The following is a 14,478-nucleotide window of genomic DNA, read 5'->3' on the forward strand; positions in this document are numbered from 1 at the left end:
ACTGATGTGACGGCAAGGTGGTGGCGGACGTGCGGGCTGTGGTGTTCGAGGAATTCGGGCGGGTGCCGGAGGTTCGGGAGGTGGCCGATCCGGGATGTCCGCCCGACGGGGTGGTCGTACGGGTGGAGGCGACCGGGCTGTGCCGCAGCGACTGGCACGGGTGGCTCGGACATGACGACGGGATCACGCTGCCGCATGTGCCGGGTCATGAATTCGCGGGCCGGATCGAGGAGGTGGGTCCCGGGGTCAGCCGGTGGCGGGTCGGCGACCGGGTGACCGTGCCGTTCGTCTGCGCCTGCGGGAGCTGCGCCGCCTGCGCCCGCGGCGACCAGCAGGTGTGCGAGCGGCAGGAGCAGCCGGGCTTCACCTACTGGGGCTCCTTCGCGGAGCACGTCGCCGTCCCGCACGCGGACGTCAACCTGGTGGGGCTGCCCGACGCCATGCCGTACGCGACCGCCGCGTCGCTCGGCTGCCGCTTCGCCACCGCGTACCGCGCGGTGGTCGCGCAAGGCCGTACGCGGCCGGGCGAGTGGGTGGCGGTGATCGGCTGCGGCGGGGTCGGCCTGTCGGCGGTGATGATCGCGGTGGCCTGCGGGGCACGCGTGGTGGCGGTGGACACCTCGGCCCAAGCCCTCGGCCTGGCACGGAAGTTCGGCGCCTCGGTGGGGGTCGACGCCTCGCGGTCCGATGTCGAAACGGCGGAGGCGGTCCGCGCGGCGACCGACGGCGGGGCGCATGTCTCGGTCGACGCGCTCGGCTCCCCCGCCACCTGTGCGGCCTCCGTGGCGGGGCTGCGGCGGCGGGGCAGGCATGTGCAGGTCGGGCTGCTGCCGTCGGGCGGTGTCGCCGTCCCCATGGACCGGGTGCTCGCGCTCGAACTGGAGATTCTGGGCAGCCACGGCATGGCCGCGCACGCGTATCCGGAGATGATGCGGCTGGTCGCGGCCGGGACGCTCCGCCCCGATCTGCTGGTCGGCTCGGTCATCGGCCTGGACGCGGCGCCGGGCGCGCTGGCCGCCCTCAGCGACGGGTCGGCCGGCGGCGTCACCGTGATCACGCCGCAGAAGAAGTGAGCGCGGGCGTGGTGAGCACGGGCTCGGCGGGGTGAGGGCACGACGTTATAGGCACGGGCTCGGCGGAATAGGCACGGGCGCGCGCTCATAGGCGCGGGCTCGGCGTTATGGGCCCGGGCGCGGTGTCACCCGTACGGACGCGGCGTGCGTCGGCGCCGTCGTGCCGCGGAGCGGTTAGCTTCGGCGAATGCAGAAATGGTCCGGACTTCCGTATCCCCTGGGCGCGACCTATGACGGCTCAGGCACCAATTTCGCCCTCTTCTCGGAAGTGGCGGAGAAAGTCGATCTGGCCGTCATCGACGCGCGCGGGCGTGAACAACGCACCCCGCTGGCGTCGGTGGACGGATCGGTCTGGCACGCGTATCTGCCGGGCGTCGGTCCCGGCCAGGCGTACGGATATCGCGTGCACGGCCCGTACCGGCCGGACAGCGGGCACCGGTGCAATCCGGCGAAGCTGCTGGTGGACCCGTACGCGAAGGCCATCGACGGCCAGCCCGACAGCCACCGGTCGCTGCTCGGTTACCGCGACGACGGCTCGGACGAGCCCGACACCGCCGACAGCCTCGGCCACACCATGCTCTCGGTGGTCGCCGACCCGGCGTTCGACTGGGGCGAGGACCATCTGCCGAAGCGGCCGTACCACGAGTCGGTACTGTACGAGGCGCACGTGAAGGGCCTGACGGTACGTCACCCGGCCTTGCCGGAGAAGCTGCGCGGTACCTACGCGGGAATGGCGCATCCGGCGATCGTGGAGCACCTGACCGAACTGGGCGTCACCGCCGTCGAATTGATGCCGGTGCACCAATTCGTGCAGGACGGCCATCTGCGCGACCGTGGTCTGTCGAACTACTGGGGCTACAACACCATCGGTTTCTTCGCGCCGCACAACGCGTACTCCTCCAGTGGCACGCGCGGTCAACAGGTCACCGAATTCAAGGAGATGGTCAAGGCACTGCACCAGGCGGGCATCGAGGTGATCCTCGACGTGGTGTACAACCACACCGCGGAGGGCAGCGAGCTCGGCCCGACGCTCTCCTTCCGCGGTATCGACAACGCCTCGTACTACCGGCTGGTGGACGACGACCCGCGGCACTGCTTCGACACCACCGGCACCGGCAACAGCCTGCTGATGCGCCACCCCAACGTGCTGCAACTCATCATGGACTCGCTGCGCTACTGGGTGACCGAGATGCATGTCGACGGCTTCCGGTTCGACCTGGCGTCCGCGCTGGCCCGGCAGTTCCACGAGGTGGACCGGCTGTCCGCCTTCTTCGACCTCGTGCAGCAGGACCCGGTGATCAGCCGCGTGAAGCTCATCGCCGAGCCCTGGGACGTCGGCGACGGCGGGTACCAGGTGGGCAACTTCCCCGCTCTGTGGAGTGAGTGGAACGGCAAGTACCGTGACTCGGTACGGGACTTCTGGCGTGGCGCCCCTTCCACCCTGCCGGAGTTCGCCTCCCGGCTGACCGGCTCCTCCGACCTGTACGAGGGCAGCCGCCGTCGCCCGCGCGCCAGCGTCAACTTCGTCACCGCCCACGACGGTTTCACCCTCCGCGACCTGGTCTCGTACAACGACAAGCACAATGAGGCCAACGGCGAGAACGGCAACGACGGGGACAGCAACAACCGTTCGTGGAACTGCGGCGCCGAGGGCCGGACGGAGGACAAGGAGATCCTGGCCCTGCGGGCCCGGCAGCAGCGCAATTTCCTCGCCACGCTCTTCGTGTCCCAGGGCGTGCCGATGCTGGCCCACGGCGACGAGTTGGGCCGCACCCAGCTCGGCAACAACAACGTCTACTGCCAGGACAACGAGATCGCCTGGGTGGACTGGGACCTGGACGAGCCCCGGCGCAATCTTCTGGCGTTCACCCAGCGCGTCATCGCCCTGCGCTCCCGGCATCCGGTGCTGCGCCGACGGCGCTTCTTCCGTGGCGGGGACGGCAAGGGCACGCCGGATCTGGTCTGGTTCCGCCCGGACGGCCGCGAGATGGAGGAGGCCAACTGGCTGCGTGAGGACGCGCACGCGGTGGGCGCCTTCCTCAACGGCGACAGCATCCCCGAGCCCGGCCCGCACGGCGAGCGCGTCACCGACGACTCCTTCCTCGTCCTGGTCAACAGCCATGACGAGCAAGTGGACTTCACCGTCCCGGCCGGTGCCTTCGGCGACGGCTGGCAGATCGTCGTGGACACCGCCGTCGAATCCGACACGGGCGGCCCGGACGGACCGAGCATCCCGGCGAACGCGGTGGTGCCGGTGCACGCGCGGTCGATGACCGTCCTGATCCGTCCGCGCACCGACTGAACCGACTGAGCGGCGAGCCGAACGCCCGGCCCGGTGGACTGACTGACGGCCGGGTCGACTGACGGCTGGGCGGGCGCGAGTCCGCTCAGCCGCTCGTCGTCACCGGGGCGCCGGGCGGACCCGGGACACCGTGCGCACCGGGGAGGAGTGCCAGCAGGGCCCCCTTGTCGGGCTTGCCGCTGGGTGCGACCGGCATCGCGTCCAGCACGGTGACGGTGGCGGGCACGGCAGCCTCGCCCAACTCGGCGCGTACGACGCCGCGCAGGACCTCGGCGGTCGGCGTGCGCCCCACGACGGGTACGACGAAGGCGTGGGCGGCCTCACCGGTCGTCTCGTCGGGAGCCCCGACCACATAGGCCTGGTCGACGTCCGGGTGGGCGGCGAGCGCGGACTCGATCGCTCCCGCGTAGTGCAGGATCGCGTTGACGAAGATGACGTCGCGGGCGCGGCCGACCAGGCGCAGATAGCCGTCGTCCGCGAGGGTGCCGAGGTCGCGGGTACGGATCCAGCCGTCGCTCACCACCTCGCGGGTCTGTTCCTCGTCCTGCCAGTAGCGCGACATGGCGCCCGCGCTGCGGACCCAGATCTCGCCGGGTGTGCCCGGCCGCACGGGGCGCCCCTGGGGATCGCGCACGCTGACGTCGACGCCGGGCATCGGCCGGCCGACCGAGTCCGTCACCTGCTCCGGCCGCTCGGCCAAATCCTCGGGGGTGAGGAGCGCGAGCATGCCCGTCTCGGTCTGCCCGTACCCCTGGTGGACGGCGGGGCCGAGCCGGTCGGCGGCCTCGGCGAGCCGGTGCGGCGGCAGCGGTGAGCCCGCGACGAGCAGGACGCGCAGGCTGCTGGTGTCGATGTCCTCGGTGCGCAGGGTGTCGAGGATCTGGTAGAGCCGGGGGACGGTGCACAGGCAGGCGGTGATGCGGTGGCGCTGCCAGATCTCCGGGAAGGTGAGCGGCGGTTCGGGGATCACGGCGGTGCCGCCGTCGAGCAGACACAGGGAGAGGTGTTCGAGCATGACGGCGCTGGTGAGGGTGCCGAAGACGAGGTAGCGGCGGTATCCGGCGGCGAGTCGGGCGGTAATCGCGCTCCACCGCGCGGGCTGCCACGACCAGTGTTCGCTGAGCGCGCGGTAGGTCTGGGCGCAGCCCTTGGGGTGGCCGGTGCTGCCGCTGGTCAGGGTGATGAGGCCGATGTCGTCGGGGCGGCCGTGCGCGGTCAGGGCGTCGGGCGATGTGTCCGCCGGTGCGGCCGACAGGTCGCGGTCCACGTCGAGCACGGGGCGGGTGCCCGCCGCCGCCAGGAGCGCGGGGGTCGCGGTCGAGTCGTCGGCGACGACCGCGTCGACTCCGGTGGACAGCACATGGGCGAGCTGGCTCGGCGTCAGTCCGGGGCGCAGCCCTGTGACGCGGCATCCCAGCAGGTGGGCGGCGATCTGGGCGGCGAAGCCCCGCGGGGTGACGGCGGTGGTGACGGCCACTCCCCCGCCGGGGCCGAGTCCGGCCGCCCGCAGTCCCGCGACGCAGCGGCGTACGAGGTCGAGCACCTCGCCGCGGCTGACGGGATGTGACCGGAATTCGAAGGCCGGGGTGCCCGGATCGCGCAGGAAAGCGTCCACGAGTGGCTGGGGAAATACCGATTCGGCCGGATTGTTCACGGCGCTCTCCGATCCGGTGGGGCGGTCACGGGGGTCGCGTTTCGGCCGCGGACAACTGCAATGCCGGGAGGGAAACCTCGGCGGGCATATGTGCGCACGGCTCGCACGGCACACGTCGGGCACTTGCGCCGAAGCTGAAATTATCCGCCTGAACACCAAGGGCTGTGGTGTGATATGGATCACATCCCTGCCTATAGATGTCTCCTTTAACTCTCAACTACGGTGACTCCGTCCATCTCAGGAGCCGGGAGGCCCAGTGTCCGGAGAAGAGCGGATCGATTACCTCGTCGTCGGTGCGGGACCCGCGGGAATCCAGGCGGCATATTTCCTGGAACGCGCGGGACGCGACTATCTGATCGTCGAGGCGGGCGCGGCTCCCGGCACCTTCTTCACGAGGTTTCCCAGACACAGGAAACTCATATCCATCAACAAGGTGCACACCGGCTGGGACGATCCCGAGCTGAATCTGCGCACCGACTGGAACTCGCTGCTGTCCGACGAGGGCTCGCCGCTGTTCACCACGGTCACACCCCGGTACTTCCCCGACGCCGACGACATGGTCGGCTATCTCGCCGACTTCGCCGACACCCACCGCCTGCGGATCCGCTACGGCACGCGGATCACCCGTATCTCCCGGCGACCGGCGCAGGACGGCGGCCCGCGCGGGGACTTCGAGACCGTGGACCAGGACGGCACCGTCCGCAGGGCCCGGCGGCTGATCATGGCGACCGGCGTGTCCCGCCCCTACATCCCGCCCATCGAGGGCGTGGAACTGGCCGAGCGGTACGACCTGATGCCGGTCGACCCGGCCGGGTTCACCGGGCAGCGGGTACTGATCATCGGGCGGGGCAATTCGGCCTTCGAGACCGCCGACAACCTCATCGAGACGGCCTCGGTCATCCATGTGGCGGGACCCGGCTCGCTGCGGCTCGCCTGGCAGACCCATTTCGTGGGGCATCTGCGGGCGGTGAACAACAATTTCCTGGACACGTATCAGCTCAAGTCGCAAAATGCCCTGCTCGACGGGGAGATCATGCGCATCACCAGGGACGGCGAGGACGGCCCCTACCGGGTCCCGGTGAAATTCGCGCGGGTGAACGAGGTGGTCAAGGAGATCACCTACGACCGGGTTATCCTTGCCACCGGTTTCCGCTTCGACGCCTCGGTCTTCGCCGAGGAATGCCGCCCGGAACTGACCATCAAGGACAGATTCCCGGCGCAGACGGACGCCTGGGAATCCCCGAACGTACCCGATCTGTATTTCGCCGGCACGATCACTCAGGTGCGGGATTTCAAGAAGTCCACCAGCGGTTTCATTCACGGCTTCCGCTACGGTGTCCGCGCGCTGCACCGCATCCTGGAACAGCGTTACCACGACCGGCCGTGGCCGCGCCGGGAACTGGCCGCCGATCCCGCCGGTCCCGGCGACCGCACCGACCGCACCGACCCCGCCGGACTCCCCGGGACGATCGCCGAAGCGGTGATCGAGCGGGTGAACCGCAGCTCCGCCCTGTGGCAGCTCTTCGGTTTCCTCGGCGACGCGGTCATCGCCTCCCGAGGACCGTCGGGCGAATCGGTCGGCTATCACGAGGAGGTGCCGGTCGACCATCTCCACCAGGCGGTCGGCGACGGCGTCTTCGGAGACGTCGGCCGCTATCTGACGGTCACCCTCGAATACGGCGCCGACCACGACAAGGTGAATCCGTTCGACATCTCCGTGGGCCGGGTGTCGCAGCAGGCGACCGCCGGGCTCGACGGCCGCTATCTCCACCCGGTGGTGCGGCTGTTCGAGAACGGCAAGCCGGTCGCGGAGCACCACATCACGGAGAATCTGGAGAACGAGTGGGACAGCGAGGAGGTCCACCGCGCCCCGCTCGTCCGCTTTCTGACGGACCATCCCGTCACGGGTGACGCCCCCGTCCCCGCCGCCGACCCGTCGTGAACGGGGTGCTGTCGGCGCTGCGGGACAGAGCCCGTGCCCGACTCGACCCGGTCCACTGGGACTTCTACGAGGGCGGCGCGGGCTCCGAGACCGCCCTGGCCGAGAACGAACGCGCCTTCGCCCGGCTGGCCCTGCTGCCCCGGGTGCTGACCGGCACGGGCCACCCGGACACCGGCGTGTCGCTGCCCGGCGGCCGGGCGTCGATGCCGGTGGTGGTCTCCCCCACCGCCTTCCACCGGCTGGCCCATCCGGACGGCGAACGCGCCACGGCGCGCGCTGCCGCGGCGGCCGGCACCGTACTGATCACCTCGCAGGCGGCCACCACCGCCGTGGACGAGGTCACCGCCGCCGCCCGCTCGGTGCGGTCCGACGCCGTGGTGTGGTTCCAGCTCTATCTCCAGCCGGAGGCCGAGGTCACCGCCGCGCTCGTCCGGCGCGCGGAGAAGGCGGGCTGTACGGCGCTGGTGGTCACGGCGGACTCGCCGGTCTTCGGCCGCCGCGGCCGGGACGAGCGCAACGGCTTCCACGACCTGCCGCCGGGACTGGCCGCCGAGAACATGCGGGATCTGCCCGGCGCGCCGCCCGGCCGCACCCGCGACATCGCGATGTCACCGGCCCTGTCCTGGGACGACCTGCGCCGCCTGCGGGACGTCACCGGCCTGCCGGTCGTGCTGAAGGGCGTTCTGCACCCCGCCGACGCCCGGCGCGCGGTCGACGAGGGCGTACAGGCGCTGATCGTCTCCAACCATGGCGGCCGTCAGCTCGACGCGGCACCGGCCACCGTCGAGGCGCTGCCCGCGGTGGCCGACGCGGTCGGCGGGCGCGTCCCCGTGCTGCTGGACGGCGGGGTGCGCGGCGGCTGCGACGTGGTGGTCGCGCTGGCGCTCGGCGCGGCGGCGGTCGGCATCGGCAGGCCCGTGCTGTGGGGCCTCGCGGCGGACGGCGAGGCGGGCGTGACCGCCGTACTGGAGGAGTTGCGGGCCGAGTTGGCGCATGTGCTGACGCTCTGCGGCAGCGCCGACTGCCGCGGCCCGGCACGCGATCAGGTCGTGGCGCGGGGGGCGAGGGCGTGCTGAGGCGCGCCGGGGCGGCGGCGCTCGCGCTGTCCGTCCCCTATTGGCTGCCGCGGACCGTCATCGCCCTGCGGGTGAGGGTCTTCGCCCGGATCAACGGCCCGGAGGGCGTGGTCGTCCCCAACGCGGAGGTGGCCGCGGACCGCTTCACCGAGCTGTACGAGCATCCGGCCGCCAGCGGTCGCAGCAAGGGCGCTGCGCTGTCCGATCTGTTCTGGTACTGGCTCTCCCCCGGTCCCGAGGTCCACCAGGAGCATCTGGAGCCGGGGCCCCGCTACGACGCCGTCGCCCGGACCACCGCCGCGATCCTCGCCGGGACCAGCGCCGAACTCGCCGCGGCCGCGGCCCGGCGGACGGCGCGGGTGCTGGACGAACTCGTGCCGGGCGACGCCGCGTTGGTGCGGCTGCGGGATCTGATGATGCCGGTCTGGGCGGAGTTCTTCTACGGCCTGGTCTTCCGCGAGCCGTGCCCGCCGCACGCGCGCCGGCTCATCGTGGCCAATGCCGAGGACGTCATCAACTCCCTGAAGAACACCCGCCTTCGGCACATGCGGCGGCGCGAGCGGCTGACCCGCTACCTGCTGCGCAGGCTGGCCGCGGGCGACGTACCGCACGCGCTGCCCGCGGAGTTGGAGTCGCCGAAGGACCGCGCGCACTACCTCCAGGGCACCTTCTTCAACACCGCGGTCGTGCAGATGTCGGAGGCGATGGCGCATCTGCTGCTGATGCTCGCCGCGGAATCCGACGTCCAGCAGCGGCTCGCGGACCACCCCGAGGACGACCGGTACCTGTCCCACGTGATGAACGAGACGCTGCGGATGTACCCGCTGTTCGGCATCGCGCACCGCGTCACGGCCGAGGAGATCGACCTCGGCGGCGGCGCGCGCTATCCGGCGGGCACGGTGCTGTGCTTCGACTATCCCGCCTACCACGCGGCGGGGTACGCCGATCCGGACACGTTCGACCCGGAGCGGTGGAATCGGACGTCCGCCAAGCACGCGCACCACATCCCCTTCGGGGTGGCCGCGAACCGGCCGTGTCCCGCCTGGCGGCTCGCCCCGCTGATCATGCGGGCCGCGACCCGCGAGGTGCTGGCCCGCTTCACCCTGCACACCGCGGTGTCGCACACCCGCTCCATCCCGCACCGCGCGCCCTGCCTGCTGGTGCGCCGCGACCGGCCGCTGCCGCGGTACCGGATCGCCGTCGTCCGGGCGTTCCTGCGGGTCCGCGACCGCTGGGAGGACGTCGGCCGCAGTCTGCTCCAACTGGCCTTCGGCACCTGGATGGTGCTGGACGCGCGGCGGCAGCGGCCGACAGAGCGGTGGTTCGCCGCGCACGACACGCAGGGCCGCCCGCTGACCGGCGCGCGTCCGGGCGGTCACGGCCCGGACGACGACGCGTCCGGCGGGCCCGCGGACCGCTGTCCTCACCCCCACTGACCCCGGCAGTCACAGGCACTGCCTCCCCCCATGAATCCGCACCCGCCGAAGGGCAGCCCGCCATGTCCGCGACCGCGCTCGGCCCCGCCTTCCTGCTCGCCGTCGTCGTCATCCTCCTCACCTGCCGGATCGCCGCCTGGGCGCTGCGCCCGCTCGCCCAGCCGCCCGTGGTGGCCGAGATGATCGCGGGCGTGCTCCTCGGTCCCTCCGTGCTCGGCCTCGTCGCCCCCTCGTGGGAGCACGCCGTCTTCCCCGCAGACCTGCGGCCCGTGCTGTACGTGGCCGGGCAACTCGGTCTGGTGCTCTTCATGTTCCAGGCGGGGTACGAATTCCGCGTCGACCGGATCAAACCGGTGGCCAGACCCGCCGCGCTGATCTCGACGGCCGGGATTCTCGTACCGCTGGCACTGGGCACCGCGCTGGTGTGGGCCGTGCGCGCTTCGGTGCACACCGCTCCCGCCGGTGTGCCGATGTACGTGGCCGCGCCCTTCGTCGGCGTCACACTGTCGATCACCGCGTTTCCCATGCTGGCCAGGATCATCACCGAACGCGGCCTGACCGACACGGCGTTCGGCACCATCTCGCTCGCGGCCGGCGCGCTGGACGACGTCGTCGCGTGGATTCTGCTGGCGGGCGTCCTCAGCCTGTCGCGCGGCACCTCCGGGCCCGTCGTGCTCGCGGTGGCGGGCGCGGCCGGTCTCGCGGCGGTGCTGTTCGCACTGGTGCGGCTGCGCGCTCCCGCGATCCGGATCGCGGAGCGGCTGCCCTCGGATCAACTGCTGCTGGTGACCTTGCTGTTGCTGTGCCTGGCGGCCTGGTACACCGACCGGATCGGCCTCTACGCGGTCTTCGGCGCATTCAGCCTGGGCGTCGCGTATCCGAGGGCGCCGAGGATCGACCGTACGCTGGAGGCCGCGGCGCCGGTCAGCCGCGTCCTGCTGCTGCCGCTGTTCTTCACGTACTCCGGGCTGAACACCGACACCGGTCTGCTGACCGACCCGACGCTGCTGCTGTTCGCCGCGGGCTGCACGCTGGCCGCCGTGGTCGGGAAGTTCGGCGCGTGCTGGCTGGCCGCCAGGCTCGCAGGGCAGAGCGGTCCCGTGGCGCTGCGGGTCGGCACGCTGATGAACGCGCGCGGGCTGATGCAGCTCATCGCCATCAACGTCGGGCTGGCGGAGGGCGTGGTGACGCGGTCGATGTTCACCGTGCTCGTCCTGGTCGCGCTGGTGACCACGGTGATGGCCACGCCGCTGCTGGCGCTGTGGGACCGGCGGGACGGCGGCGTCCCGGACGCGCCCGCCGTCCCCGCCGCCCCGCCTCCGTCGAAGGTCTCCGCCGTCAGCGAGTGAGGACGCGGCCTCGCCGCCGGGCCGGACGCGGCGCGGTCAGCGGGGCGCGCCGAACGAGCTGAGCGGTGTCGGACGCAGCGGCTTCCCGTGCCAGGCCGCCGTGAAGTCGCGGGCGGCGAGCGAGCACGTGAGCGTCAAGTGATGCGGGGTCTCCAGGAATCCCAGCTCGGCGACGAAGGTGTCGGCGTCGGTCCAGCCCGCGCTGACCGCGGTCGGTACGGGGACGGCGGGCCGTTCGGCGACCGCCCAGCCGGTCCCGGCGAAGCGCAGCGCGAACGGCGGCTCGTCCTCGTCCTTCGCCTGGTCGAGCGTGAGGATCCAGCCGTCGCCGTCGGCCGTCAACTCCACCGCCGTCAGGCTCGGTTGGGCCTCGGCCTCGCCGTCGCGCGGCGCGAACCGCACTCCGGACCACGCCTCGGTGTCGGCGGGCGCCGCCTCCCCCTCGACCGTCGGGAGGACGAGCCGGGACAGCCGCTCGCGCAGCGCCGCGTCCTCGGCGCTCTCCGCCGCGTCCTGCCCCGCGGCGCTCACCGGCTCCGGCCCGAAGGCGGGCAGCAGGTGCTCCCAGATCATGTCCATCACGGACTGCATGAGATCGGTGTTCGCGGTGATCGCGATCACCACGTCGTGCTCGGGCAGCACGACGCAGAACTGCCCGACCGCCCCGTCACCGCGGTAGCCGTGGCGCGACATCCAGAACTGGAAGCCGTATCCCTGCGCCCAGTCCGAGTTCCGCGCCTCGGGCGAGCCGTCGCTGTTGTCGACGTGCGCGCGGGTCGCCTGCTCGACCCAGGACGCCGGAAGGAGCTGCTCGCCCTCCCACACGCCCTTGTCGAGGTAGAGCTGGCCGAGTCGGGCGACCGCGTCGGTGGCGGCGTGCAGCCCGCTGTAGCCCAGCTCGCGGCCCGCCCTGTCGCGCTCCCACAGCGTCTCGCCGATGCCGAGCGGATCGAGCAGCCGGGGCCGCAGGTACTCGGTCAGCGTCTGTCCGGTGGCGCGCTGGATGATGGCGCCGAGGGTGTACGTGGTGGGCTGGTTGTACGCGAACACCGAGCCCGGCTCGCGGTCCGGCGGGATCAGCAGGAAGCCGCGGACGGGCTCTTCCGCGTCGATCGCGTGCGCCTGGACCACGGTCTCGGACAGGTGACCGCTGGCCATGGAGGCGATGTGCCGCACCTTCATGGCGCGGCTTCCGGGATCGGTGATGTCGGCGTCGAATTCGGGGAAGTAGGAGATGACCCGGGCGTCCAGGTCCAGCAGTCCCTCCTCGATGGCGAAGCCCACGGCCGATCCGGTGAAGCTCTTGCTGATCGAGTAGAGCCGGTGCGGCCGGTCGGCGGTGAAGGGAGCCCACCAGCCGGAGGCGACCACACGGCCGTGCCGCAGGATCATCAGGCCGTGCGGTTCGACACCGGGCGCCGCCTCGATCGCGTCGAGGAACGCCTGGACTGCGCGGGCGTCGACGCCTTGCGCGGCCGGGCTGCTGACGGGCAGCGGGTGAGCGGTCATCGGGCTTCCTCCTGCTGCTGGATCTTCGACGGCCATCCTCGCCGCGCCCCGGCACGGGTGTCCAGGGGGGGTGTCGTCGGCGGGCCGCCGGACAGATCCGCGCGCGGGGCCGCCGCGTCCCGTCCGCCGGGTCCCGTACGGCCCCGGTGACGCGATGCGGTCGCGCCGAATAGCGGACATTCCGCATTCCGAATGGCCGCCATTCGCATAACGGGTGCGGATTATCGGCGGCCCGACCGTCGAGAACTCCCGCTATTCGTCCCGCGGATGACCGCCTTCCGAAAGACGCGATCGACGCAGATGGGAGGCGTCGATACGTTCATCCCCAACTTGTCGACGGCGCGTTGCCGCCCACGTCGGGCCGTGTTCGGCAATTCGCGCCACGCCGGAGAGGACGTCATGTCACCCCCCCACCCCATGGTGATCGCACCCGCTCCACCCCGTATGAGCCGCCGTCTGCTGACCTGGGTACTGACCGCCCTGGCCATGCTCACCGTGGTCCCGCTGATGACGGTGACCGCCGCGACATCGGCCACCGCCGCCGAAACCCCCCTCAACCCCAGCCAGTTCCACGGCGTGCACTGGTCGCGCCTCGGGGACAACTTCACCTTCGACAGGCTCGTGCTCCAGGGCCTGTCGGCCAACGACGACTACAACTCCGCCAGGACCAAGGCCGACGGTATGTTCGCCGCGTTCCAGAGCACTCTGGGCGCCAACACCGTGCGGCTGCCGATGAATCCCGCCACGGTCAACTGGAACACCTACAACGCCGTGATCGACGCGGCGACGGCCAAGGGCTTCAAGGTCATTCTCTGTTACTGGTCGGAGGACGGCAGCAACACGATAACCAGCGCTTACCTGCCCACCTGGAATCAGATGTGGGACACGGAGATCGCCCGGTATCTCAGCAATCCGCTCATCTCCTTCGACCCGATGAACGAGCCCGTCGGCATGACCACTCCCCAGTGGCTCGACTTCGCCGCCAACTGGATCGCCCGGGCGAGCGCGGCCGGGCTGCCCAGGAGCCGGATGTTCATCGAGGGCGCCCAGGCCGACGGCGGCGGCTGGGGAAGCGACCTCAGGCCGCTGTGCAACGACTCCCGTTTCAACGGGGTCTACCTCGCGATGCACCGCTACGCCTTCCCCTACGGCGCGCGGTCGTACAGCGACTGGGTCAACGACATCAAGACCTACATGGGCAACTGCTCCTCGCGCACCGTCATCGAGGAGTTCGGCGCCGACGCCGACAACGGCATCAACTACGACGCCACGCCCAGCAGCACCACGCCCAAGGAAGTCGCCTTCCTGCGGGCCGTCACCGATGTCGCCCGCCAGTACAACCTGGGCACGATCTGGTGCCACGGCATAGGCGGCAGGACCACCAGTTCCGACCACGACTCGCTGAACATCCTCAGGCTCTACAGCGCGTACGGCGGCGGCACCCAGAATCTGCCGCTGTGGGTCCCGAACCAGACGGCCGTCAACCGCCTCGAATACGCCTGGGGCGCGTCCGGCGCGAGCACGACCCGGCTGCGCGATGTCGGGTACACCGCGTGCCTCGACGTCCCCGGCGCGTCCCACGTCAATGACGTCCAGCTCCAGGTGGCGGGCTGCGGCGCCGGCGACAACCAGCAGTGGACACGCCAGTCCAACGGCGCGATCAGCGTCTACAACGGGACGAAGTGCCTGGACGCCCAGGGCTTCGGCAAGACCAACGGCACTCATGTCATCAGCCATGACTGTCTGGGCACCGCCAACCAGCAGTGGCTGTTCTTCTCCGACGGCACGGTCCGCGGCGTCGACTCGCACCTCTGCCTGGACGCCGACCTCTACAGCGCCCAGAACGTCCAGCTCTGGTCCTGCGGGAACGGCACCAACCAGAAATGGCAGCTCCTGTGACGAGGACGCCTGCCGGGCACATGCGCCGCCGGTCGCGGAGACTCCACCCCGCGGCCGGCGGCGCTCGCCGAGCCGGCGGGCGGCGGCACCGTGCAGGAGGCGGCGGAAGCCGCCGCTCCGGGCCATTCGCTTAACGGATTGACGCCTCCCGAAACACGAACTTCACACGCACGACTCTTGGCCTTAGCGTCATCCGCATCCTGACAGGCCGATATACGGCGTCCGGAGATCAGGTGTA

At 71.1% G+C, this 14,478-nt stretch carries 9 protein-coding genes; 7 read left to right on the forward strand and 2 right to left on the reverse strand.

Translation table 11 applies throughout. From position 1 onward, the window contains the following. Nucleotides 1–29: 29 nt before the first annotated feature. Both ACZ4EF_RS28700 and glgX read left to right on the forward strand, forming a co-directional pair. Complete coding sequence (locus ACZ4EF_RS28700; RefSeq protein ID WP_467506974.1) at nt 30–1,073, forward strand: zinc-dependent alcohol dehydrogenase family protein; 1,044 nt, start codon at nt 30–32, stop codon at nt 1,071–1,073. Nucleotides 1,074–1,260: 187 nt separating this feature from the next. Then, entirely contained in the window at nt 1,261–3,375 is a 2,115-nt protein-coding gene (glgX, locus tag ACZ4EF_RS28705; RefSeq protein WP_401725392.1) for a glycogen debranching protein GlgX, read from the forward strand. Between the two features lie 85 nt (nt 3,376–3,460). Here glgX and ACZ4EF_RS28710 read toward each other — a convergent pair whose 3' ends face one another. Continuing rightward, nucleotides 3,461–4,990 (reverse strand): class I adenylate-forming enzyme family protein, encoded by a 1,530-nt coding sequence (locus tag ACZ4EF_RS28710; protein ID WP_467506976.1) that lies wholly within the window; start codon nt 4,988–4,990, stop codon nt 3,461–3,463. A 295-nt stretch (nt 4,991–5,285) separates the two neighbouring features. Here ACZ4EF_RS28710 and ACZ4EF_RS28715 point away from each other — a divergent pair, with 295 nt between their 5' ends. The 4 genes from ACZ4EF_RS28715 (at nt 5,286) to ACZ4EF_RS28730 (ending at nt 10,832) form a co-directional block, all read left to right on the forward strand. Continuing rightward, the gene (locus ACZ4EF_RS28715; protein WP_467350418.1) at nt 5,286–6,971 is read left to right on the forward strand and encodes an NAD(P)-binding domain-containing protein; all 1,686 of its coding nucleotides are present in this window, start codon (nt 5,286–5,288) and stop codon (nt 6,969–6,971) included. Then, the gene (locus ACZ4EF_RS28720; RefSeq protein ID WP_467506978.1) at nt 6,968–8,047 is read left to right on the forward strand and encodes an alpha-hydroxy acid oxidase; all 1,080 of its coding nucleotides are present in this window, start codon (nt 6,968–6,970) and stop codon (nt 8,045–8,047) included. The genes ACZ4EF_RS28715 and ACZ4EF_RS28720 overlap by 4 nt, the downstream gene beginning before the upstream one ends. Next, entirely contained in the window at nt 8,041–9,483 is a 1,443-nt protein-coding gene (locus tag ACZ4EF_RS28725) for a cytochrome P450 (protein WP_467506980.1), read from the forward strand. The genes ACZ4EF_RS28720 and ACZ4EF_RS28725 overlap by 7 nt, the downstream gene beginning before the upstream one ends. A 62-nt stretch (nt 9,484–9,545) precedes the next feature. Then, nucleotides 9,546–10,832 (forward strand): cation:proton antiporter, encoded by a 1,287-nt coding sequence (locus tag ACZ4EF_RS28730; RefSeq protein ID WP_467506982.1) that lies wholly within the window; start codon nt 9,546–9,548, stop codon nt 10,830–10,832. Nucleotides 10,833–10,868: 36 nt separating this feature from the next. Here the strand turns inward: ACZ4EF_RS28730 and ACZ4EF_RS28735 are convergent, their stop codons facing one another. Beyond that, a complete protein-coding gene (locus tag ACZ4EF_RS28735) occupies nt 10,869–12,341 on the reverse strand; it encodes a serine hydrolase domain-containing protein (RefSeq protein WP_467506984.1) in 1,473 nt (490 codons plus the stop codon). 444 nt (nt 12,342–12,785) lie between these two features. Between ACZ4EF_RS28735 and ACZ4EF_RS28740 the strand changes: the two genes are divergently transcribed. Next, on the forward strand, nt 12,786–14,240 hold the full coding sequence (locus tag ACZ4EF_RS28740; RefSeq protein ID WP_391161825.1) for a ricin-type beta-trefoil lectin domain protein: 1,455 nt from the start codon (nt 12,786–12,788) through the stop codon (nt 14,238–14,240). Nucleotides 14,241–14,478 lie beyond the last annotated feature (238 nt).

This window comes from Streptomyces sp. NPDC025721, from assembly GCF_055558595.1.

Excerpts from the sequence above, each read along its gene's own strand:
- ACZ4EF_RS28730 (WP_467506982.1), top strand. The coding sequence starts at position 9,546 with ATGTCCGCGACCGCGCTCGGCCCCGCCTTCCTGCTCGCCGTCGTCGTC.
- ACZ4EF_RS28740 (WP_391161825.1), top strand. The coding sequence starts at position 12,786 with ATGAGCCGCCGTCTGCTGACCTGGGTACTGACCGCCCTGGCCATGCTC.
- ACZ4EF_RS28735 (WP_467506984.1), bottom strand. The coding sequence starts at position 12,341 with ATGACCGCTCACCCGCTGCCCGTCAGCAGCCCGGCCGCGCAAGGCGTC.
- glgX (WP_401725392.1), top strand. The coding sequence starts at position 1,261 with ATGCAGAAATGGTCCGGACTTCCGTATCCCCTGGGCGCGACCTATGAC.